Annotated in this window: 22 protein-coding genes and 1 tRNA gene; 8 read left to right on the top strand and 15 right to left on the bottom strand. The window is 65.1% G+C overall.

The window, feature by feature from the left end; translation table 11 throughout:
- Nucleotides 1–21: 21 nt before the first annotated feature.
- The 6 genes from LPN03_RS05425 to LPN03_RS05400 are packed head-to-tail and all read right to left on the bottom strand — an operon-like array spanning nt 22 to nt 7,057.
- Entirely contained in the window at nt 22–576 is a 555-nt protein-coding gene (locus LPN03_RS05425; RefSeq protein ID WP_262453417.1) for a hypothetical protein, read from the bottom strand.
- A 2-nt stretch (nt 577–578) separates the two neighbouring features.
- Nucleotides 579–2,399, bottom strand: a complete 1,821-nt coding sequence (locus LPN03_RS05420) for a type IV secretory system conjugative DNA transfer family protein (RefSeq protein ID WP_262453416.1) — start codon at nt 2,397–2,399, stop codon at nt 579–581.
- A complete protein-coding gene (locus LPN03_RS05415) occupies nt 2,399–3,859 on the bottom strand; it encodes an ATP-binding protein (protein ID WP_262453415.1) in 1,461 nt (486 codons plus the stop codon). The genes LPN03_RS05420 and LPN03_RS05415 overlap by 1 nt, the downstream gene beginning before the upstream one ends.
- A complete protein-coding gene (locus LPN03_RS05410) occupies nt 3,856–5,316 on the bottom strand; it encodes an SCO6880 family protein (protein ID WP_262453414.1) in 1,461 nt (486 codons plus the stop codon). Before LPN03_RS05410 ends, LPN03_RS05415 begins: the two co-directional genes overlap by 4 nt.
- Complete coding sequence (locus LPN03_RS05405; RefSeq protein WP_262453413.1) at nt 5,309–6,757, bottom strand: type IV secretion system protein; 1,449 nt, start codon at nt 6,755–6,757, stop codon at nt 5,309–5,311. The genes LPN03_RS05410 and LPN03_RS05405 overlap by 8 nt, the downstream gene beginning before the upstream one ends.
- Nucleotides 6,758–6,766: 9 nt before the next feature.
- Nucleotides 6,767–7,057, bottom strand: a complete 291-nt coding sequence (locus tag LPN03_RS05400) for a hypothetical protein (protein WP_129545596.1) — start codon at nt 7,055–7,057, stop codon at nt 6,767–6,769.
- A 168-nt stretch (nt 7,058–7,225) separates the two neighbouring features.
- Here LPN03_RS05400 and LPN03_RS05395 point away from each other — a divergent pair, with 168 nt between their 5' ends.
- The gene (locus LPN03_RS05395) at nt 7,226–7,801 is read left to right on the top strand and encodes a hypothetical protein (RefSeq protein ID WP_262453412.1); all 576 of its coding nucleotides are present in this window, start codon (nt 7,226–7,228) and stop codon (nt 7,799–7,801) included.
- A gap of 61 nt (nt 7,802–7,862) precedes the next feature.
- Here the strand turns inward: LPN03_RS05395 and LPN03_RS05390 are convergent, their stop codons facing one another.
- The 3 genes from LPN03_RS05390 to LPN03_RS05380 form a co-directional block, all read right to left on the bottom strand.
- Nucleotides 7,863–8,960 carry a C40 family peptidase gene (locus LPN03_RS05390; RefSeq protein WP_262453411.1) on the bottom strand — a complete coding sequence of 366 codons (1,098 nt, stop codon included), beginning with the start codon at nt 8,958–8,960 and terminating at the stop codon, nt 7,863–7,865.
- The gene (locus LPN03_RS05385; protein ID WP_262453410.1) at nt 8,960–9,466 is read right to left on the bottom strand and encodes a hypothetical protein; all 507 of its coding nucleotides are present in this window, start codon (nt 9,464–9,466) and stop codon (nt 8,960–8,962) included. The genes LPN03_RS05390 and LPN03_RS05385 overlap by 1 nt, the downstream gene beginning before the upstream one ends.
- 196 nt (nt 9,467–9,662) lie before the next feature.
- Nucleotides 9,663–10,571 carry a sigma factor gene (locus tag LPN03_RS05380; RefSeq protein ID WP_262453409.1) on the bottom strand — a complete coding sequence of 303 codons (909 nt, stop codon included), beginning with the start codon at nt 10,569–10,571 and terminating at the stop codon, nt 9,663–9,665.
- Between the two features lie 377 nt (nt 10,572–10,948).
- Here LPN03_RS05380 and LPN03_RS05375 point away from each other — a divergent pair, with 377 nt between their 5' ends.
- Entirely contained in the window at nt 10,949–11,221 is a 273-nt protein-coding gene (locus tag LPN03_RS05375; RefSeq protein ID WP_262453408.1) for an ArsR/SmtB family transcription factor, read from the top strand.
- Here the strand turns inward: LPN03_RS05375 and LPN03_RS05370 are convergent.
- Nucleotides 11,184–11,669 (bottom strand): hypothetical protein, encoded by a 486-nt coding sequence (locus tag LPN03_RS05370; RefSeq protein ID WP_262453407.1) that lies wholly within the window; start codon nt 11,667–11,669, stop codon nt 11,184–11,186. The two genes, LPN03_RS05375 and LPN03_RS05370, sit on opposite strands and share 38 nt — an antisense overlap.
- Nucleotides 11,670–11,881: 212 nt before the next feature.
- Here LPN03_RS05370 and LPN03_RS05365 point away from each other — a divergent pair, with 212 nt between their 5' ends.
- From LPN03_RS05365 to LPN03_RS05350, 4 genes are all read left to right on the top strand, one after another.
- On the top strand, nt 11,882–12,199 hold the full coding sequence (locus LPN03_RS05365) for a MarR family transcriptional regulator (RefSeq protein WP_410468564.1): 318 nt from the start codon (nt 11,882–11,884) through the stop codon (nt 12,197–12,199).
- Between the two features lie 121 nt (nt 12,200–12,320).
- On the top strand, nt 12,321–12,563 hold the full coding sequence (locus tag LPN03_RS05360) for a helix-turn-helix domain-containing protein (RefSeq protein ID WP_176616495.1): 243 nt from the start codon (nt 12,321–12,323) through the stop codon (nt 12,561–12,563).
- A gap of 8 nt (nt 12,564–12,571) precedes the next feature.
- On the top strand, nt 12,572–12,787 hold the full coding sequence (locus tag LPN03_RS05355) for a helix-turn-helix domain-containing protein (protein WP_262453405.1): 216 nt from the start codon (nt 12,572–12,574) through the stop codon (nt 12,785–12,787).
- 107 nt (nt 12,788–12,894) lie between these two features.
- Nucleotides 12,895–13,953, top strand: coding sequence for a tyrosine-type recombinase/integrase (locus LPN03_RS05350; protein WP_262453404.1), 1,059 nt, complete (start codon nt 12,895–12,897; stop codon nt 13,951–13,953).
- A 243-nt stretch (nt 13,954–14,196) separates the two neighbouring features.
- Here LPN03_RS05350 and LPN03_RS05345 read toward each other — a convergent pair.
- Nucleotides 14,197–14,269, bottom strand: a tRNA-Ala gene (locus LPN03_RS05345).
- Between the two features lie 127 nt (nt 14,270–14,396).
- Here LPN03_RS05345 and LPN03_RS05340 point away from each other — a divergent pair.
- Nucleotides 14,397–14,816 (top strand): VOC family protein, encoded by a 420-nt coding sequence (locus LPN03_RS05340; protein WP_262453403.1) that lies wholly within the window; start codon nt 14,397–14,399, stop codon nt 14,814–14,816.
- A gap of 17 nt (nt 14,817–14,833) precedes the next feature.
- Here LPN03_RS05340 and LPN03_RS05335 read toward each other — a convergent pair whose 3' ends face one another.
- From LPN03_RS05335 to galU, 4 genes are all read right to left on the bottom strand, one after another.
- Nucleotides 14,834–15,625 (bottom strand): SDR family oxidoreductase, encoded by a 792-nt coding sequence (locus LPN03_RS05335; RefSeq protein WP_262453402.1) that lies wholly within the window; start codon nt 15,623–15,625, stop codon nt 14,834–14,836.
- 196 nt (nt 15,626–15,821) lie between these two features.
- The gene (locus LPN03_RS05330; RefSeq protein WP_165183558.1) at nt 15,822–16,673 is read right to left on the bottom strand and encodes a hypothetical protein; all 852 of its coding nucleotides are present in this window, start codon (nt 16,671–16,673) and stop codon (nt 15,822–15,824) included.
- A gap of 165 nt (nt 16,674–16,838) precedes the next feature.
- Nucleotides 16,839–17,456, bottom strand: a complete 618-nt coding sequence (locus tag LPN03_RS05325; protein ID WP_165183557.1) for a GNAT family N-acetyltransferase — start codon at nt 17,454–17,456, stop codon at nt 16,839–16,841.
- 7 nt (nt 17,457–17,463) lie between these two features.
- Nucleotides 17,464–18,366 (bottom strand): UTP--glucose-1-phosphate uridylyltransferase GalU, encoded by a 903-nt coding sequence (gene galU / locus LPN03_RS05320; protein ID WP_165183556.1) that lies wholly within the window; start codon nt 18,364–18,366, stop codon nt 17,464–17,466.
- 87 nt (nt 18,367–18,453) lie between these two features.
- On the opposite strand from galU, the gene LPN03_RS05315 reads away from it, so the two are divergent.
- Complete coding sequence (locus LPN03_RS05315) at nt 18,454–19,128, top strand: 5-formyltetrahydrofolate cyclo-ligase (protein WP_165183555.1); 675 nt, start codon at nt 18,454–18,456, stop codon at nt 19,126–19,128.
- Nucleotides 19,129–19,197: the final 69 nt, after the last annotated feature.

Raw genomic sequence — 19,197 nt, 5'->3', positions numbered from 1 at the left:
GACGTTGTTCCTCCGCTGGGGTCAGGAATCGGAACTGCCCGACGCCTGGCCGCCTTCCTTGCCTGGATCGTTCGGCGTTGGCAGCCCGGTCCCGGATCCGCCAAAGAGTGGCGTTGTTCCTCCGGGTCCGTCGCTGGGCAGCCTGCGCTGTGGCGGTTCCCGGTGGTGTTGCAGGCTGACGCAGCCGGCTGTCCTGGTTTCCTCCCGCAGCCGGGCGATGCAGTGTTCGAGCCGTTCGTGGAAACCCAAGGGGCCGAAGCCGCCGTCGTCCTCGGTGTAGGACGCCTGCTCGGCCCGCTGGAGTGCGTAGAGCTCGGCGACGATCTCCGAGTGCCGCCACCAGCAGTCCGGGACCACGGAACTTGTCAGGTGGTAGGTTGCCACCAGCCATTGGACCCACTTGCCCAGGTGGTCCCAGACGTGGCTGGCCGTGCGGGGATCCATGTCCCGCCAGCGATACGTCATGGGCACCCGTTCCGAGCGCAGTCCCTTCGTGGAGCCGAAGAGCAGCTCGGCGAAGTTGTCTTCCGCGCCGTTTGCGACGTCGTATTCAAAGGATTCATCTTCGTCGTCCATGGTCATGCCTCCTGGTTGTCTGCGGTGATGGCCGCTTGTTGGTCGTGTTGTCGTTTGAGGTGTCCGGTGAGCAGTTCGAGCTCGGTTTGTTCCTTGGACCGCCCGAGCTGGGCTGCGTCCTTGCGTTTGTGCCATTCGCGCAGGTCCAGCAGGATGGGGCGGCTGCGGCGTCCGAGCATGATGGCCGTCCCGGCTGGGAGCCGGCGGATTTCGTGGAGCGGGATCACGGGCGACTCGCGAATTTGCTCACCGTCCTGCCTGCCTTGGGCGGACCAGGAACGGGTGTTGAAGGTCAGGGTCCGTTCCCCGATCAGGCCGGCCAGGGCGCGGAGGTCGCGTTCGTCGGAGCCGCCGCCGAAGATGACCTTGATGATGGCGGCGTCCCAGATGGTGGCGGCCTCGTCCATGGACCAGCCCGACCGGGCCTGGGAGAGAGACTGCAGGACCACGATGGTGGAGATGCCGATGCCGCCGCCGTCGGAGAGCACCACCGGCAGGCCCGGCCACGGTGAGAGATTGGCTATCTCATCAAGGATCAGCGAGAGGGGCGGATCCAGCCTGCCGCCGGGAGCTACGAAGGCCATTTCACGGGCGGCGTTGTCGATGTCGTCGATCAGCGCGGACAGGTAGGGCCCGGCGGCGGACGCGCCGCTCTTGGTGCCGATCAGGTACAGGGTGCCGCGTTGCTCGATGAAGGCCTTGGGGTCAAACTGTTCGCCGGCGCCCAGGGGGTTCAATGCTGCCAGGACCTTGGGAGATGACAGGGGAGCGACGGCGGCTGTCACGCCGATCCAGGAGTTGGAGGTGTTGCGGGGGTCGTCGTGGAGGATGCCCATCAGGTCCGCCTGCCAGCCCAGGGCGGCCTCGGGGCGGCCCAGGATGTCCAGGGCCTCCCGCGCCAGCACAGGGTTTGAGGCCCAACGCCGGAAGGATGCCACGCCCTCCCCTTCCAAGGCTGCGGCGTGGAGCAGGCATTGGAGGACGATCTGGGAGCGTTTCTGCCAGGCGGCGTTCTCCCCCTTGAGGGCCGCGTCGGCCGAGATGACCAGGGCACGCCGCGTTGCAACGTCGGGGTCCTGACAGCCGCGAACGGGTGACCAGCGCAGTGTGGAGGGCAGGCCGGACATGCCTTGCGGGTCGAACACGGTGACGGGGCGGCCGTTGGTGGCGCGGGCCTTCATGGTGACGACGAGGTTGTCGGCGCGGGTGGAGGTGGTGACGACGGCGCCGGGCGCGTCAAGGATGGCGTTGATGATGACGTAGAGGCCCTTGCCGGAGCGGGGCGCGCCCTGGATGACGAGGGATTCTTCGGTGGAGACGTGGACGGTGACGCCGCGGGACTTGCCGATGGTCCAGGACACCTCCTCCACCTTGGGGTCCTTCGCCCCGGGGCGGGTGTACCTGCCCCGTTTGAGCGCGGCACGGGCACCGAACTCCCGGGCGATCTCCGCACGCCGGGCCACGCCGTCGCGCTTGAGAATGTCCTGCCGCAGCCAGGCACCGGACTGTCGCCAGGAGTGCCAGGCGAGGGTGCCTGCAATCGCTGCCAAGGCCATGAATGCGAGGGCGGGTGCGATGATGAGCCACACCTGCCCGGCCCCGATGCTGCAGGCTCCCCCGCCTGGTTGGGCCCACTGCATCCGCCCCGATAGGAGTAGTAGCGGTGCAGTGGGGTTGAAGTCCCAGGGGGCGTTGGTGCCGCAGTGGGAAGCGTAGGCGAGGTGGGCGGCGGCCTCCACGAGGAGGTCGAGGACTACGTAGCCGGCGGTGGCGGCGAGCCCGATGGAGACCAGCGGGTTGCCGTCGTCGAGGCGGCGTGGCATCAGAGCATCCTTTCATCGGTGCCGAAAACGGCGAGTTCGTCGGTGGTGACCTGGTTGGCGACGATGAAGGAGCGGTTTCCGACCTTCCAGAGGCCCACGCCCTTGGGCAGGTTTTCCACGTGTTCGCATTCGGCTTCGGTGAGGCCGAGGGCTTCCTTGGTCAGGCGCATGGCGTCGTGTTTTTGCCGGTAGATGACCCGGGTGTCGGCCTCGGTGAGCAGGCCGAGGGCTTTTTGCCGCAGGCCGCTGGTACTGTCGCCGATCTCGTTGAGGTCGGCGATTTTGTGCATGATGAGCAGGTTCGCGATGCCGTAGCTGCGGGCCAGGCGCCATTGCTCGCTCATTTTGGCGAGCATGTACGGGTCCGCAAGCATGCGCCAGCCCTCGTCATAGACGACGAGTCGCTTGGCGCCGCCGGGGTTGGTCACGGCCGCCTCCAGCCACGTGGCACCGCACACCGTGGCCAGGGACAGCGCCTGTTCCGAGGCACCGATCAGGGCGGAGGTGTCCAGGACCATGATCGGGGCGTCCGCGTCGAACGCGACCGTGGAGGGTGCATCAAACATGCCCTCCAGGTCGCCGGAGACGGTCCGCCGCAGGGAATGCCCGACACCGGTGCCCCCGTTGGGGCCGACGAGCGCGGCTGTCGCCGGCGTCGGGTTGAGCAGGTACTCCAGGACCATGGGCAGGGTGGGGGTGGTGTTGGCCGCCACGGCGTCGGAGAGGGCCATGTCGAGGGCGGTGTGCTCCACCGGGGTCAGCGGGACGCCGGGGCGCATCAGCGAAACCAATGCGACGAGAAGATGGCGGCGGCGCTGGCGGACCACGGCCTGCCATTGGGCGTCGGTGAGGGCGCTGGAGCGCGGGCCGGCGTCGAGCGGGTTGACCCTGGCCATACGGCCCGGGCCGACGGAGATGACTTTCCCGCCGGGGATGGCGTTGGCGACGGGCACCCACTCCCCCTTGGGGTCGGAGGCGACCGCAGCTTTGCGGCCGAGGGTGATGGAGCGGGTGACGAGGGACTTGCCGCACATGGACTTGCCGGTGCCGACGGTGCCGATGACGACGATGGAGGGGCCGCTGATGAAGCCCTTGTCGTACATGACCCAGGGGTCGTAGCAGAACGCGCCGGAGCCGAACAGGTCCGTGCCGATGTAGGTGCCGTCGGGCCCGAGGCCGGATTCTGTGAGGAACGGATAGGCGGCGGCCATGGTCAGGGTCGAGGCCCGGTGGGGTGCCGGCTGGGCCCGGTGCGGGCCCCACATCGTCGCTCCTGCCCGGTCGCCCCAGTCACCTGCCGTACCGGCCTCGCCTTTGTCGGCTGCCCGCCGGGCCCGGAGCTCTCGCAGGGACAGCTTGGGTGAGGCGGCCAGGGAACGTTCGCGCCGCCGTCGTGCCTGCCGCTGGCCATGGGTCTCCCCGGCGGGTGCGAAGCCCACGGTTCCCACGTGCTTGCTCATTTCAATCCCCTTCCCAGCGGCAGTGCCCCGGCGATGAAGGCCGGCCACTGCTGTCCTGCCATCAGCCGGAGCTCGACGAACGCGCCCGCGGCAGCGGATTCGAGTTCCTGCCGGCACCGGGACAGCCCGTCCAGGGTGTCCGCGGTGATGGTTACATAGGCGGCGGGGCGCACATCGCCATGACCGGCGACAATTTCCTCCTCGCGCTGGGCGACTTCCTCCTCCTCGGCGCGCTGTTCACGGGTCAGGGGGCGGTCCAGGCGGGCGTTGATGCGGCGCCGCGTGTCGTGGGCCTCCTGGGCGGAGCGGATGTCCCGCAGGGCCTGGTCCGTGGGTACGGCGCGGATGACCTGGGTGACGGTGTGCCGGAAGTCGCCCACGTAGATCAGCGGATGCAGGAAGCCGGGGAAGACCTGCTGGCGCGGCCACTCCGCCACCCAAAACGTTTGGTGGAAGCCGGAATCCGTGCGCAGGTAGGACCAGTGTTCCTCGGCGGCCATGGGGCCGGCCGACACTTTCGGCAGTTCCTTGCCCGTGGCCGAGGCCCACTTGGGCACCGCTTCCGGGTCAAAGGAACCCCGCACGACGGCGGTCACGGCGGCGTCGGAGAGCCACTCCGTCACCAGGACGCCGTGCGTCTTCAACCCGGTGGTGAACGATTCGACTTCCGAGCGGAGCACTGACTCCAGGCCTGCCATGCCTCCGCCGGCGTCCTTGATCCGGCGGCGGCCCTTCGCGGTGTCCAGGACGATCGCCATGATGATCTCATGGCTCATTGAGGACCCCGCGGCCTCGATCAGGTCCAGGTAGGACTGGTCTCCCCACTGTGCGTCCGCGATGCGTTCCGGCGGGACCGCCCGCTCGTAGTAGGCGCGCAGGGCGCTCGACGGGTACGGCACGGTGTAGTCCTGGATGGCGATCCGGGCAACGGCCGGGCGGCGGGCCATGGCCGCCTGCACCCGCGACCAGGCCTGGACCGCGTACGCCTTGTCATCCCCATCCATGAGGGCGAACGAATTAGTGGTGCACCGCAGGGCGACGATGGTCTCGTGGCCAGTGTGGTCCACCATGAAGGCCTCCCCCTTTGATGTGCGGCGCAGTTCCAGGCTGCCCAGGCCGCCGGGAAGTTCCATGGTCCCTGTCTTTCGCGCCTGCTCAGGCCGTGCCAGGTAACGGGTTTCATTGAGGACGCTGCGGAGGAAGAACAAGGAAGCCGTGTAGGCCCACACGGGGTACGGAATGCGGGCGTAGTGGAGAACGCCGAACAGGATGACAGCCAGCCAGAGTGGTGCCGTCAGGAAGAATGCCGGCGGCCCGCCCGTGGCTGAAGCGACGACGGCGACCAGCGTGCCGGCTGCGATGAGCGTGAGCTGGTACCACTGCAAGCCCATGAACAAGCCGTGGCGCTCGTAGCGCGGGAAGCGGACCGCTTGCAGTGTGCGGGTGTTTTCAGTCATGGCTGCCATCTCCAATTCTTGGCTCGGTCTTCGGATTCGTTCGCGGCGGAAGGTTCGGCGGCGGTGTTGCGTGCCGTCCTGGTACGTCCGGCGGTTTCACCGTCGGTGCCGGTGAAGGCGGTGGCGGGCTGGCCGCCGTCGTTCTTGGCCGGCCCGGGTAACGGGACGTAGTGGGACTTTTTGCCTGCGCAGGTTGCGGCGCTTCTGCGTGCCCGGTCCCTTGCCCCGACGGGGATTCATCCTTGGGCGCGGGACCTGGCATGGGCCACGCTGCCGGCTTCGGTGCCTGCTTCGGCGCCGTGCCCGCAGACGAGCCACCCGACGTCGTCGGGCCTGTCGAACCTGACTGGTTGGGAATCCTTGTCCAGCCCTCCTTGGGCGGCAGGTGGCTGGTCGCGTGTGTCGATGCAACCGGGGTTGGCCCATGTGAACCCACCCCGGACATGTGCAACTTCCCGCCGAACTGGCGGCCAAGTTGGCGGCCGGTGAAGGAGCCTGCCCGGCTGGCGACGTGGCCCCCGCCCGCCATCTGTGCGGCCCCGGCAATCTCGCCGCCGGCGAAGCTGACGAGCCTGAGGGCCATCAAGGGAGCGCCGCAGGCGAGGACCATGCCGACGGCGCCGGACGCGAGCCCGCTGAACGACGCCGAATTGGCGAACAGCTTCACGGCCACTGCCAGCACGGTGGCGGCCAGCGGTTTGGCAATCAGGAGGGCGACGACCGTTTCACACCAGAGCCGGGTCCACGATTTGGTGCGCTCCCACGGCAGCAGCATGAGTGCCACCGGGGCCACCGCGGCGAGGACGATCAAGGCGAAGGAGCGGAAAATCATGGAGCACATGAGGATGAAGGACAGGATCCATACGACCAGGACTGCGATGGCGGTTACGACCACGCCGCCGACCGGGCCGGCTGCCGTTCCGGTGCTGAGCGAGACCACGTCCCAGGTCCGGCCGGAGCCGAGGGGTGCACGTTGGAAGCCGAAGAGCCGCATGAACACGACGTAGGGGTCCGTGCCGAGTGTCTGCAGCAACGCCGTCGATGCCGAGTCGGTGAAGCTGGAGAGCTTGCCCATGAGGCCCGTGGCCACGAACACCAGCGGAACAGCCAGGGCACCGCCGAGCAGGGCCCGTCCGATGCGGCGGGGCTGCTGGCTGACCAGTCCGGCGATTAGCTGCACGATCATGACGACGACCAGGGGGGTCATCATGACGACGATCCACCAGTTAGTCAAGCCGCTGACAATGGCCCATTCGGAGGTGTCGATGTTGGAGACGCCGAACGCCCCGGAAATGAACGACCACATCCACGAAGCCATGCTCTCCAGGATGCCGGCGATGTAGGCCGTGACGGACGAGGCGAAGTCGTCATTGGCCTGCGACACGATTCCGCAGCCGGGCGGCCACCAGCCGTCGGCACCGCATTTGACCATCGGTAGCATGGCCGCAACCTAGAAACCGAGGTTGAACGCGTTCTGCGACCACAGGATGTAGCCGTTGATGCCGCCCAGGATCGCGGCCACGGGCCCGGTCCAGAGCAGGATCATGCCGCCGCCCGAAGCCAGCCGCGAGGACTGGCTCAGCTTGCCGGCCAGAAGCATGGCGGCGCCGATGATCGCCACGATGGCGATCACAATGAATGCGCCGACCAGGATGCCGCCGCCGATCTGCTTGAGCGACTCGAGAAACGGAAAGTTGGTGTTCGGGGTGATCCCCGGATCCACCGCTGCCATGTACAACATCGTGAACTCCATTCGGTGTCTGTCCACGTGCGTGGACAGTATGTTCACTTGCTTCATGGTGGATGGGCGATGAAACTACATGACCAAGTTGTTTCAGATTCCGACAGTTGCTAACCGCAGGAAATTTAGAGCAAACCTCAAAAAATGGATTCGACATAGCATTGAGAAATGGTCGACACCAAGATGACAAAATCTTCCGGCGAGCACTGGGTATGCACCATGCTTAGCCGCCTTAATTGGGGCGTGGCGCTGACTCGTGACGGTCTGGAGCGCACAGACATCCTCGCCGTCAAAGCCGACGAGACCAGCCGGATGATCGCGGTGCAGGTCAAGGCGGCCTCTGGAGCTTCACACCGGACAAGTTGGCCAGTAACGTCGAAGGCTCAAACACCTGCCGTCAATGATCACGAGTGGTTTGTTTTTGTCGCCTTGCCGCAGGATCTGGCGCTCCCTCCCAGATCATTTGTCGTTCCGCGTGACCATGTTGCTGCGGCAGCGTGGATCGCACACATGGATTGGCTTACGGATCCCACCGCCCAACCCGGCAAAAGAAATGCACCTGTCGATAGATCGCGGGTCTACATGAAGGTTTGGGAAAGGTACGAAAACCGTTGGGACCTTCTTGAAAGGTCTGCATACGAAGCCGAAGTCCTACTTCCTAGGCATTACCGCGAACTCGCTCAGCTTGATCGAGTCGGATTGCCACCGAAACATCCCTGGAAAATCCGACTTCCGGAGTGGTAGGCAGTTCATTGTCCCCTCGATCCTACGGGTGTGAACTGGCAGGAATTAATCTCCCCTCCCACTACATCGAAACACGAAAGTACGCCGAGCCCGAGTTCCACGCAACCGGGTGCAAAAGCGTCCCGACGTCCGGGTTGAGGGCGCTGTACATCATGCCGTTGCCGGCGTAGATGCCGATGTGGCCCCAGTGGTTAGGTCCGTCGGGGTTCTGGACGACGAGGTCGCCCGGCTGTGGGTTAGTTGTCCGCGTCCCGGCGGTCCACTGTTCCGTCCGCGGGAGTGTGATGCCTGCCTGGCCGAAAACCCATTGCACGTAGCCGGAGCAGTCCCAGGCCTTGTAGGCAGTGCCTCCCCAGACGTAGGCGCCGCCAACTCCTTGCTGGGCGTAGGCGAGGATGGTGCGCCTGAGCTGGCTCAGGTTGGCGGGAAGCGTCGGCTGGCCGGGCCTTTGCTGGGTCGTGCTGCACGCAGCCGGACCTGTGGAGGTGGCCAGCGCCCTGAGAATTTGCTCGGCCGCCGGCTGCCATTGGGCGTACCGTTCCGGGAATGCCGATCCCTGCACGGCCTGGGCTGCTGCACCCTTGTCCATCTGTTGCCAACCGGGGACGTCCAGCAATCCTGGTGGGGAGCCGTGGTTGGGCCCTTGCGGTCCGCCATAGAACGCCTCGGCGTTGTAGTCGGGCTGCATGAGCTGGGCGACACTCCCCCAGCCGGCGGACGGGCGTTGCTGGGCGCTGCCGATGGAATCGTGGTCGCTGCCGACGCCGTCGTGGGGATAGTTCAGGGACTCAGGCACGGAAGGGTTGGCCAGCATTTGCAGGTCGGATTCTTGCAGCGCCATCATCAGAGCGATGACGATGCCGTCCTCGGGCACTAAGCGGGCCCGGCCGACGGCGATGTAGGACCTGGCCACGGCCACCTGGGCAGCGTTCAGTCCGACGGACATGCCACGGGGCACGGTAATGGTCATCGCCGTCCCTGGTCCGCCGGCAGCAACAGAACACGCCGCCGTCGAGCCTTTGGCTGCAACGGCCATCAGGGCCATGGACCCGCAAAAAGCCATGACGCAGCACAGCACCAAGGCGCTCAGAGCCGTTCCAGCGAGCTTAAGTATTGCGCGCTTCTTGACCGCGCCCAAGAGGAGTGCCGGGGCGGGCATCAGTACACGATCCGGTCGGCCGCGGCATAGAAAGCCACCACGTCACAACGGTTGGCAGGCGCGGTCGCTGCCGGCGGGCAGTTGACGACGACGCTGACGGGTGCGGTGTAGTTGTTGGTGCCGGAGGTGGCGTGCTCGGTCACGGCCAGGGTCTCGGTGCACACGTGCATCCCGGCCCAGGGTGGCGGGTGTTGGACGTATTGGGCCAGCTGACTGTCACAGGAGGCGTTCAGAAGGCGGGCGGTGCGGTAGCCCTGTGAACCGGTCAGGGATGCGTAGGCCGCGGCGTTGGTCCCGGTGGCCTCGAACTGCGTGGCGAAGACTGTCAGGGGATTCGATCCGTCCGGGAGCACGTGCCACCAGCCGCGCAGCCGTCCGTAGGTCTGGGAATAGGTGGCGGTGCGCGTGTCCCAGGTGTAGACGGCGCGGGCCGCTGCCGCGGCCAGCTGGCGGAAGTTCAGCGTGGATGGTTCCCCCGCTGGGACTGGTGCCGCGTCCGGAGGCATGCTGGCCGCCGTCGGACGTTGGGTGGCAGCCGCCGAGGCAGGCGGAGGCGTCGCCCGTGCCAAGCTCGGCGGCGCCGGGGCTGTGGTCCCGGTCGCTGCGTTGGGTGTCCTGATCGACAGCACCGCGGCGATTCCGGCGATGGCCGCCGCAGCGATGAACAGCAGTACCCACCGTCGGACCCGGCCGGCTGAACCCCTATGATGCAGCGACTTCTGGAACATGACTATGGCTCGCCATCGGGTGGCCCAGGCCCTTCGCCTCGGCGGCGCGCGGGCGCTTGGCCCTGTTTTGGATGACGGGACCCTCGATGCCGGTACCGGAGCGCAGGACTTCTTCCACTGCGTGAATCATGCCGCGAACCAGGCCAATCTGGACTTCGACATACCTCGCACTGACGCCCGACTCCTGGCCGACGGCGGCGGCTGCCGCCTTACGCTCCCTGCCCTTGAAGCCCGGCACGACGACCCGCTTGGCAATGAGTTGGAGGAGAGGCGTCGGCAGCGACTCGAGGGACGCTTCCCGGAGTGATGGCAGATCCTCCACCGTCCTGGGATCGACGTCCATGGCGTTCTTCACGGCCACGGCCGTCTGGCGAACCACGGTTAGGGCATGCCAGTGCTTGCTGTCAGCGACGCGAACGTTGTCCGGATCTCCATACCGCGACGGGCGCAACACGTTTTCCATGGCCAGGTCCCAAATACTGTCGGACACGTGTGCTTTGACGATGCGCAGGATGTCGGCGGCCCAAACACCGCCGGTGGCCTGCTCTGATACCGGATCCGGGCGGCGCGCCAGTCCCAGGTCTGCAACGTCGTGGACTCCGTGCTCGGGGTAGTCGACGAAGGGAACTGTCGACTTGGCAATGCTCCTCCGGAGGTGGTCGGCACACAGGTTGCAGGCAATCCCCTGCACCCAGGCATCAAATTTCACGTCGGGAATGGCCTGATAGCTCCCCCGCACGGTTCCTTCCCATGCCGCGACCCGGATGTCCTGCAGGACATCGTCCAGGTCCTGGAACAGGCCGTAACGTGACAAGTGGGAGCCGACGTAGGCGCGAACCCCCTCGACGGCCCGCATCAGCTGGTCAATGGGAATGTCAGGCACCGGAGGCCGGGTCAGGGACCTGTCAAGCGTCCCCCTTGCAAATGCTTCAACTTCTTCTCTGGTCCGTGGACCCATCATGTTCACCGCTTCGCGCGTTGATTGGATAGTATGCGCGGCGCCCGTGGCGGATGTCGTGCTGGCGGTCCTGGGGCCACCGGGATGGCGGCAGAATCGTTCCGGCCGGAACCGGAATTAGCAGGCCGGGCTCGATCAATGATTATTCGCAACCCTGCTCTAAGTGTCGTAAGACTAGTTTGCGAGCATCAAAGATATATTGTCAAGGGATCAATCTTACCTTGTTGATAACTATGAGGCAGAATGATGGCATGCCTCGAATAACGCGTCCAGTAGCTAAGGATTGGCCCCAAGAAATCGAAGTGGCCGTGTTCACCTTCGGCAACTTGGCGCGCACTGAAATCATCCGCTACCTGCTGGAACACGGACCCTCCGCACGTGGCGACATCGTTGCCAACGTGGGTGCCAGCGAGGCGAGCGTAGCGAAGCACCTGGTACTTCTGGAGGACGCTGGTGCCGTGACTGCGGACGTGGAACCGGGACGCCGGCACGGCCGGGCGCCGCGGTATTCAGCGAACCCCGAAGGGATCAAGGCCCTTATGGAAGCCCATCTTCGCTACTTGACGGAGCGTTAGGCACATCAGCATGCGCGGCGATGTCGCGGTTCAAGAACTCAGTAATGGCATGCAGGGTGTCCGGGGAAACATCCGCCAGCGTGCGTGCCGCAAAGGCCTGCACCCGCGAGGCCCGCAATGCCTTCACAAAATCGAGGCGGGCCTGGATGCTCTCGGGAAGTTCATCTGAGTCCATGTCGAGCAGAAATGACGGGTCGACGTCGAACATTTCGCAAAGTGCGATCAGGACCCTTTTGTCCCGAACCAGCGCACCGGTGCCATCCTTCATGTAGAACCACCGGGCCCGGGACATGCCGACCCCGTGCTCGGCAAGCTTTTCCTTGACCTCACGGAAAGTGACCGCCTCGCCGCGCTTTTCAGCCGCCGCGTCCAACAGCAGGTTCAGGCGCCTGGCCAGGGCCACCTGGGGCGACAGCGGCTCCGGCGTCCCACTAGGTCCAGCGGTCATGCCCGGCTCCTCACAATCCAAGTTTGGACGGATCCAGATTCCCCGGCTCCGTCGCGTTCCCTCCAGTATTGTCGCCGGCTTTCAGCACCGCAAGAAGTCGCTCCCCTTCCGCAAGTTGGCGAACCGCAAGTCACTTTGCCATGCCAACTTGCATTTAGTCATGTTGTTTAAGGCCGTTTACACCATGGACTGGTGAGAGTAAATTGTTCAGAATGGACGGGTCCAATTTGACCCGCCTGCGCGGCGCAGGAGTGTTACCCATGGAACCCTCAATCTTAATGAATCTCACGCGGAGTCGAATTCTACACATGCTGGTGACCGAGGGTCCATGCTCGGTGGCGCACATCGCCTCCGCCCTGGGCCTGTCCAAGAGGGTCACTCTCCGCGAGATCACGTTCCTTGTTGACCGTGGCGTCGTAAGGCGTATTGTGCCCACCCACGGGCGCATTGATCCGCACTTTGCTGCAGGCGTCCCCGAGATTTTCCAGGAAATGGCACGAGCGTACCAATTCCTTGGACTTAAGTTTTGAGCAGCCTTCCATCCTGACTGGTATTCAGTCATATTGTTCACCGCTTCCCTAACTATGAGAGTGGTACGAACACAATTGGCCACCGTCAATCAGTCGGCAGCCCCATAGGAAAGGCACCCCGATGACGATCTACACTGATCCAGAGAACCGCATCGATTCCGAAACTAACCGATGGCTGTCACCAACCGACATCTGCCATGAACTGCAGATTCCGCTGCAGACGTTCTACCAGTGGCGGGTCAAGGGAATTGGACCACGTGCCTACCGCTTTGGCAGGCACTTGCGCATTGATCGCCGCGACTTCGATGAATGGCTGCAGTCCCACGTTGAAGCCGGCCACACCTTCGGTTCCCCAGAACACTGAGGGGAAGCATGTTAGCCAATACAGTCCCCGATCACTCCCAGGACCCAACCGCCGAGGAATGGTTGTCCCCACGGGACATTTGCAATATTCTGCACATCCCGGAGCAGACTTTCTACCAGTGGCGCGTCAACCACCAAGGCCCCCGGGCCCACAAAGTCGGCAGGCATGTGCGCGTCATTCGAAGCGACTTTGAGACCTGGATCGCCGAGCACTTGGAGGCATAATGACTCCGCGACCGCCTCTGCCCATTGGCTCCTGGGGACGAATTGCCCGGCAAAAGCTACCCGGAGGACAGTGGCGGGCCTTCGCCCGGTACAGGGATACGGACGGCGTGACGCGCCAAGTGGAAGCTTGGGGAAAAACCGGAGCCGGCGCCGAACGCTCGCTCGTAAACATGTTGAAGGACCGGCAAGCCCATGTGGATTCCGACATAACTCCCAGCATGCGGCTGTCCGAACTCAGTACCCTATGGTTCGACGAAATCGAAAATAACGGTCGCGCAGGGCGGCGCACGATCGACGGATACAAAGACACCTACAACCGTGCCATTGCGCCCGCTTTGGCAGGCGTTCGTCTCAACGAAATGACAACGGGCCGACTGGACCGTTTCCTGAAGAATGTTGCGCTCGATCATGCAACAACCGCCCGACATGCCAAAATCGTGCTGACCGGCATTCTGGGGCTCGCCGTTCGGCAGGATGCCCTCCGCAGCAATCCCATTCGTGATGTGGGCGCGATCAAGCTCGCCACTAAAGACGTTAGGGCACTGTCGCCCATCGAGGTCAAGAAGCTAAGAGCAATCGTCCGCAAATGGCAGGACGACCCCGACCACCAAGGCCGCCCACGGGCATCCGACCTCATCGACGTACTAGACATCTTCCTGGCCACGGGTGCGCGCATCGGCGAAGTCCTGGCAATCCGCTGGCAGGACATCGACCTCAACGCGAAGCCCCCAACCATCACCATCTCAGGGACCGTGGTCATGGAGAAAGGACGCGGCACCTACCGCCAGGACCACCCGAAAACCAAGGCCGGCTTCAGGACAGTCAAGCTCCCACCATTTGCACTGAAAACACTCCTCCGAAAACAAGCATCGGAGCATCCCAGGCCCGAAGATATGCTTTTCCCCTCCTCCACCGGCACCGTCCGCAGTCCCCACAATTTTCGCAGGCAATGGCGGGATGCGCGCTCGGGGTCCGGCTTTGAATGGGTCACCCCGCACGTTTTCCGGAAATCCGTCGCCACGCTGATTGACCGTGAATACAGCTCCAAACAGGCGGCCGCCCAACTTGGGCATTCCGGGCCGGGCATAACGGAAAAGCACTACATCGCCAAGGCATCCGAAACACCCGACGTCACAGATGCCCTGGAACTATTCGGCGAGGAATAGGCACCGGTCAATCCGGCCGACCATACAAGGCAAGCGACTCTTCGGCGACGATTAGGAGCCGAAGGTTGGCTTACCGGCCGGGCCCTCCCATGCGCCAAAGACTTTGTTCGACGAATATGACAGTAGTCAAAGATTCACAGTAGTTTGCGTTCAAAACGCTGGGTAAACGCTGGGTTGGAGCCATTTTCGCCAAAAGCAAAGCCCCCCAACCGAACGTTTCCGCAGGTCAGGGGGCTTTCGGGGTGGAGCTAAGGAGATTCGAACTCCTGACCTCTTCGATGCGAACGAAGCGCGCTACCAACTGCGCCATAGCCCCGTGACGGCTGTTACGCCGTCAGCTTTTCTAGCGTATGCCCAGAACCGGCCAGATGCCAAACCGACCCAGCAATTGGTCCCATCCGGCCCCGCTGGCGAACCGTACGCCCGAGTGGGAGGATTCGATTATGCCCATTATGACGAAATCCATCAACCACATCCGCCTCACCGTCACCGACATCGATCGCTCCCGGGCATTCTACGAAGGCCTCTTCAACTGGCCCGTCGCCATTGAAATGCCTGCCGGCACCGCACCCGAGGAGCAGGGCCGCTACGGTTTCCTCTACGGCGGCGTCATCTACAACATCGGCCACTCGTTGCTGGGCCTGCGGCCGGTTTCAACAGACACCTTCGACGAAAACCGCACCGGCCTGGACCACCTCAGCCTGGCCCTCCAAGGACCCGCCGAACTCACCGCGGCCGTCGCACTCCTGGATGAACAGGGTATCCCCCATGGCGACATCAAGGACATCGGCAACGGCTTCATCCTCGAATTCCGCGACCCCGACAACATTGCACTGGAGCTGTTCGCACCCAAGGAACCGTAAGTCACCGGGCAGCGGGGCTAGCTGCGCTCCGCCAGCCAGTCGCCAAACTCCTCACGCCCGACGGCGGCCTCCGGCACCAGGTTCCGCCCGGCCCGCAGGAACGTTCCGAAAGCCCCCGGGAGCGGCATGGACGTGACTATCCCGCGCCTCCCCGTGGCCGACTTCCATTGTTCCGCCAGCGCCTTCATGGTCCAGACCGAGGGTCCCCCGGCGCGGACAGAGTGGTGCCCCGCCCCGTCTAGGCCCGCCACAGCCTCATCCACCAGCACCCGCGCCACATCCGCCGTCGAAATCGGCTGGAAGGAAACACCCGGAAATGCGGGGATGAGCCCCACCCTGGCGCCGGCCGAGAACACCCCCGCCACCAAGTCGTGGAACTGGGTGGCGTACACCACCGACGTCGGCATCCCCGCTGACGCATAACTGCGCGCCCGCGACGCCTGCACCTGGTAGTACCCCATGGAACATTCGGCAGCGTTGACGATGGTCAGCAGCACGCCACGCCCGACGCCGGCACGCGAGGCCGCCGCCAGCACGGCAACAGACGTAGCCGGAAGCGCCTTCAACGCAGCACCCGTGCGCGCGTCCAATGTTTCAACCACCGCATGGGCGCCGTCGAAGGCCGCCGCCACGCCGTTCCCGGTCCGGAAGTCGGCCGTCACATAGGACGCGCCGGGGACCCGCCGGGGATCACCGGCATCAGGGAGATGTCGGCTGATGGCGCGGACCGCATGTCCCCTGGCCACAGCTTCGGCAACAACCGCCCGGCCGGCCGTGCCGGTCCCTCCCGCAACAGCAATAAGCACCATGGCTTGAGGCTACCCCCGGAACCGGAGGAAAAGTAGGCGACAACGTGCCCGGCCGCTGAAACAGGCACGACGCCGGCACTTGGCCCGGGCGCCTACCCCTCGAGTTCGCAGCGATGGCGACTAAGACCAGCGCTAAGCCGCCATCGCTTCATACTCACCGGATAGCCGGCACGCGCATGCAGCCGCGTGGGGAATGTTATGCGCGGCGGCGCTGCAGGACTACGTCCAGGTTGGTCAGGGCGTGGGCAACCTTCGCCGGCTTCGCAGCGGACGCGAATGCAGTTGCGGCGGGCCCGCCGGCAGCCGTGCCAGCGTCCTCCCCAGCCCCTTCCGGAGCCCCTTCAACCGGTCCTGCAACGGCCACGGGGACGTCTCCGGGAGCGGGCACGCCGATGCCGGCCTGGTCGGCCTTGATCGAGGTGCCGGCGGACTTGGGCGCTTCGGGAAGCTGCAGGGGTCCGGCAGTGGCCTGCGCCGCGCGGGCAGCCGTCACGTATCCGGGCTTCGGAACCTCCACGGGCTCCCACGTCTCGGCTTCCAGCTCGCCCTCTGCCAAAGTCTGCGTGTGGGCCACCTTGGCATCCTCGGCGCCCTTGGCCGCCACGCGCAATGCCGCGTTGCGGAGTTCCGCCGCCGTCAGCGGCTTTTGCGCGGGCGCCTTCTCGGCCCCGTCAACCCTGTCAAAGAGCACCGTCTCCCGCTGCACCACGGCGGCACCGGACGGAACGGCGGAAGGGGCGTCCGGCGTCGAACTTTGCTGGGTTGCAGCCGCAAAGCGGCGCCTGTTGGCGTCTCGCACGGCAACGGCGCGCAAGCCGGCCAGGACAGCCACGAAGATTCCCACGCCGGCCCAGGACAGCGCCGTGGACCCCATGTTGAACACGTTCAATGCCCCGGAAATGCCTGCCATCAGCAGCGCAAATACCCCCACCACGGCAAAGGCCATGCGGTCCCAGCGGATGGTGAAGGGTGCCGAGTGTGCTGCGGGCATAACGGATGACTGTTCCGGCTCCACTGGAATGTGGGCGTCGGAAGTACTGTGTTCCATTGACGTCTCCTGCAACTGCTGGTCTGGCGTGCCGGCTGCGGCATGGCAGTCGTGACAACCACCAAATCGGGGGTGCGCCGGGTGGGCGCTTCCACGTTTCAACCCTAGAGGGGAAATATGTCCCAACTGGCATTACTGGCGGTGTGTCGCAAGGTGGCCGCAGAATTAGTGGCGGCTTGCCAGCCAGCGGTTGAGAATCCCGCCGGGCACTTCCTCCGCGTTCAGGGCAAAGCAGCGGTGGTCGGCCCAGTCGCCGTTGATGTGCAAATAGCGCGGGCGCAGGCCCTCATCGCGGAATCCCAGCTTTTCCACCACCCGCAGGCTGGGGCCGTTTTCCGGACGGATGTTGATCTCCATCCGGTGCAGCCCCAATGTGCGGAAGCAGTGGTCGGTTGCCATGGCCACGGCGGTTGGCGCAATCCCGCGGCCCGCCCTGTCCTGGTCCACCCAGTACCCCAGCGTGGCCATCATGGCCGATCCCCACAGGATGGAAGAGACAGTCAGCTGGCCCACGATCACCGGCCTGGACTGCCCGGGCACCCGTTCGGCAATGACAAACGGCAGCGCCGAAGCGGCCCGGGCCTGCGCGGTTAGGGCGCGGACCATGCTGCCATACGTGGGCAGGTCCCCCTGTCCGGTGGGGTTGCTCGCTTCCCAGGGCTGCAGCCAGGCCGCGTTGCGGGCACGGACCATGGTCCACTCGGCCTTGTCGCGCAACCGGATGGGGCGCAGGATCAGGTCCCCGGACTCCAGCGTCACCGGCCAAATGGCCTGGCCCCACATTTGGGGGCTATTTCTTGAGGTCGGCGGCGAACTTACCGAGCCAGTCGCGCAGCCCGGGGCCGAGGTCCTCGCTTTCGCAGGCCAGGGTCACCACGGCCTTGAGGTAGCTGAGCTTGTCCCCCGTGTCATACCGCCGGCCGCGGAACACCACGCCGTACACGCCGCCACCCTCGCCTTCCCGGACCGCGAGGGTCTGCAGGGCGTCGGTGAGCTGGATTTCATCCCCGCGCCCCGGCGGCGTGTTCTCCAGCACGTCAAAGACTGCCGGATGGAGCACGTAGCGGCCAATCACGGCCAGGTTCGACGGCGCGTCCTCCACCGCCGGCTTCTCCACCAGGTGGTTGATCTTGACGTAGTTTTCGCCCTCCACCACGGTCATGTCTGCACAGCCGTACGCGGAAATCTGCTCCTTCGGCACCTCGATCAGCGCGATCACCGACCCGCCCGTGCGCGCCTGGACGTCGATCATGGTGGTCAGCAGCTCGTCGCGTTCGTCGATCAGGTCATCGCCGAGCAGCACGGCGAAGGGCTCGTCCCCGACATGGGTGCGGGCGCGCAGCACCGCGTGTCCCAGCCCCTTCGGATCACCCTGGCGCACATAGTGGATCTCGCCCAGGTCGGTGGCGTGCTGGATCGCGGCCAGCTTGCCGGCGTCGCCCTTGGCCTCCAGCAGCGCCTCCGTGGAGGGCACCCGGTCAAAATGGTCTTCCAGGGCGCGCTTGTTGCGCCCGGTAATCATCAGCACGTCCGTCAGGCCCGCGCTGACAGCTTCCTGGACCACGTACTGGATGGCAGGTTTGTCCACCACCGGCAGCATTTCCTTCGGCATGGCTTTGGTCGCCGGCAGGAATCGGGTCCCCAAACCGGCCGCAGGAATAACGGCTTTACGTACGCGTCGAGCAAGAGTCATGGTCCTAGGCTATCCGACGCACGGCCCCCTTTGCGGAACACAGTTGCTACATTGGTCTTAACACTGCCCACTTCAGAGGTCCTGACCATGACTTCCACCCTAAAATCGGCCTGGCGGTCCCGCCTGCGGGCCGCCCGCCGTTCCATGGACGACGGCGGCCCCAACAGTGCCGCTGCCGGCCTCGCCGCCGCCGGCCTCGCCACTGCGGGGCTGGAGTGGGCGGGGCTGGTGGCCGGGGCTGCGGGAACGTCCACTATTTGTGCGTACATCTCCATGGGCCACGAGCCTCCCACGGGCGCCCTGCTGGCCGCCTTGCACAGTGCGGGGCACAGCGTATTTGTGCCGATTTGCGTCGAAGGCCACCAGCTGGCCTGGACCGCCTGGACACCGGGGGTGGCCATGGCCCGCAGCCTTCTTGCACCCGTCATGGAGCCCGTGGGCGAACGGCTTCCCTTTGCTCGCCTGGGGCCCGTTGCCGGGGTGCTGGTGCCCGCACTAGCAGTGGACACCGCCGGGGTGCGACTGGGGCAGGGCGGCGGGTACTACGACAGGTTTCTTGCCACGCTCGGGGCCGCCCCCTCCCACACTCTCGGCAGCGAAGGCGCGGAATCCGCGGTGGCGAGGGCCGGCGTCGTCTATGAAAATGAACTGCTCGCAGCAGGTTCACTCCCCCACGACACGCTGGACCAGCCTGTGGACTGGGTGGTCACCCCAGCGGGGTTCCACAAAATCGGTGCAGGCGGGCCGGAAATTGGCTCCTGAGGAAATATTGACCTCCGTCCATGTGTTATAGGCAGCGATGGTAGAATTGGCACTCGGGGCCTTGGACTG

The sequence above is a fragment of the Arthrobacter sp. A2-55 genome, from assembly GCF_025548615.1.
In the GTDB taxonomy this organism is placed as follows: Bacteria; Actinomycetota; Actinomycetes; order Actinomycetales; family Micrococcaceae; genus Specibacter; species Specibacter silviterrae.
Note: the sequence above shows the minus strand (reverse complement) of the source record. Positions and strands in the feature narration are given on the sequence as shown.

Bases quoted from the DNA above. Each gene is read 5' to 3' on its own strand.
- LPN03_RS05395 (WP_262453412.1), top strand. From the start codon at position 7,226: ATGGTCGACACCAAGATGACAAAATCTTCCGGCGAGCACTGGGTATGC.
- LPN03_RS05420 (WP_262453416.1), bottom strand. From the start codon at position 2,399: ATGCCACGCCGCCTCGACGACGGCAACCCGCTGGTCTCCATCGGGCTC.
- LPN03_RS05355 (WP_262453405.1), top strand. From the start codon at position 12,572: ATGTTAGCCAATACAGTCCCCGATCACTCCCAGGACCCAACCGCCGAG.
- LPN03_RS05340 (WP_262453403.1), top strand. From the start codon at position 14,397: ATGCCCATTATGACGAAATCCATCAACCACATCCGCCTCACCGTCACC.
- LPN03_RS05365 (WP_410468564.1), top strand. From the start codon at position 11,882: ATGGACGGGTCCAATTTGACCCGCCTGCGCGGCGCAGGAGTGTTACCC.
- LPN03_RS05315 (WP_165183555.1), top strand. From the start codon at position 18,454: ATGACTTCCACCCTAAAATCGGCCTGGCGGTCCCGCCTGCGGGCCGCC.
- LPN03_RS05415 (WP_262453415.1), bottom strand. From the start codon at position 3,859: ATGAGCAAGCACGTGGGAACCGTGGGCTTCGCACCCGCCGGGGAGACC.
- LPN03_RS05405 (WP_262453413.1), bottom strand. From the start codon at position 6,757: ATGCTACCGATGGTCAAATGCGGTGCCGACGGCTGGTGGCCGCCCGGC.
- LPN03_RS05400 (WP_129545596.1), bottom strand. From the start codon at position 7,057: ATGTTGTACATGGCAGCGGTGGATCCGGGGATCACCCCGAACACCAAC.
- LPN03_RS05385 (WP_262453410.1), bottom strand. From the start codon at position 9,466: ATGCCTCCGGACGCGGCACCAGTCCCAGCGGGGGAACCATCCACGCTG.
- LPN03_RS05335 (WP_262453402.1), bottom strand. From the start codon at position 15,625: ATGGTGCTTATTGCTGTTGCGGGAGGGACCGGCACGGCCGGCCGGGCG.
- LPN03_RS05410 (WP_262453414.1), bottom strand. From the start codon at position 5,316: ATGACTGAAAACACCCGCACACTGCAAGCGGTCCGCTTCCCGCGCTAC.
- LPN03_RS05360 (WP_176616495.1), top strand. From the start codon at position 12,321: ATGACGATCTACACTGATCCAGAGAACCGCATCGATTCCGAAACTAAC.
- LPN03_RS05370 (WP_262453407.1), bottom strand. From the start codon at position 11,669: ATGACCGCTGGACCTAGTGGGACGCCGGAGCCGCTGTCGCCCCAGGTG.
- LPN03_RS05390 (WP_262453411.1), bottom strand. From the start codon at position 8,960: ATGCCCGCCCCGGCACTCCTCTTGGGCGCGGTCAAGAAGCGCGCAATA.
- LPN03_RS05325 (WP_165183557.1), bottom strand. From the start codon at position 17,456: ATGTGGGGCCAGGCCATTTGGCCGGTGACGCTGGAGTCCGGGGACCTG.
- galU (WP_165183556.1), bottom strand. From the start codon at position 18,366: ATGACTCTTGCTCGACGCGTACGTAAAGCCGTTATTCCTGCGGCCGGT.
- LPN03_RS05425 (WP_262453417.1), bottom strand. From the start codon at position 576: ATGGACGACGAAGATGAATCCTTTGAATACGACGTCGCAAACGGCGCG.
- LPN03_RS05330 (WP_165183558.1), bottom strand. From the start codon at position 16,673: ATGGAACACAGTACTTCCGACGCCCACATTCCAGTGGAGCCGGAACAG.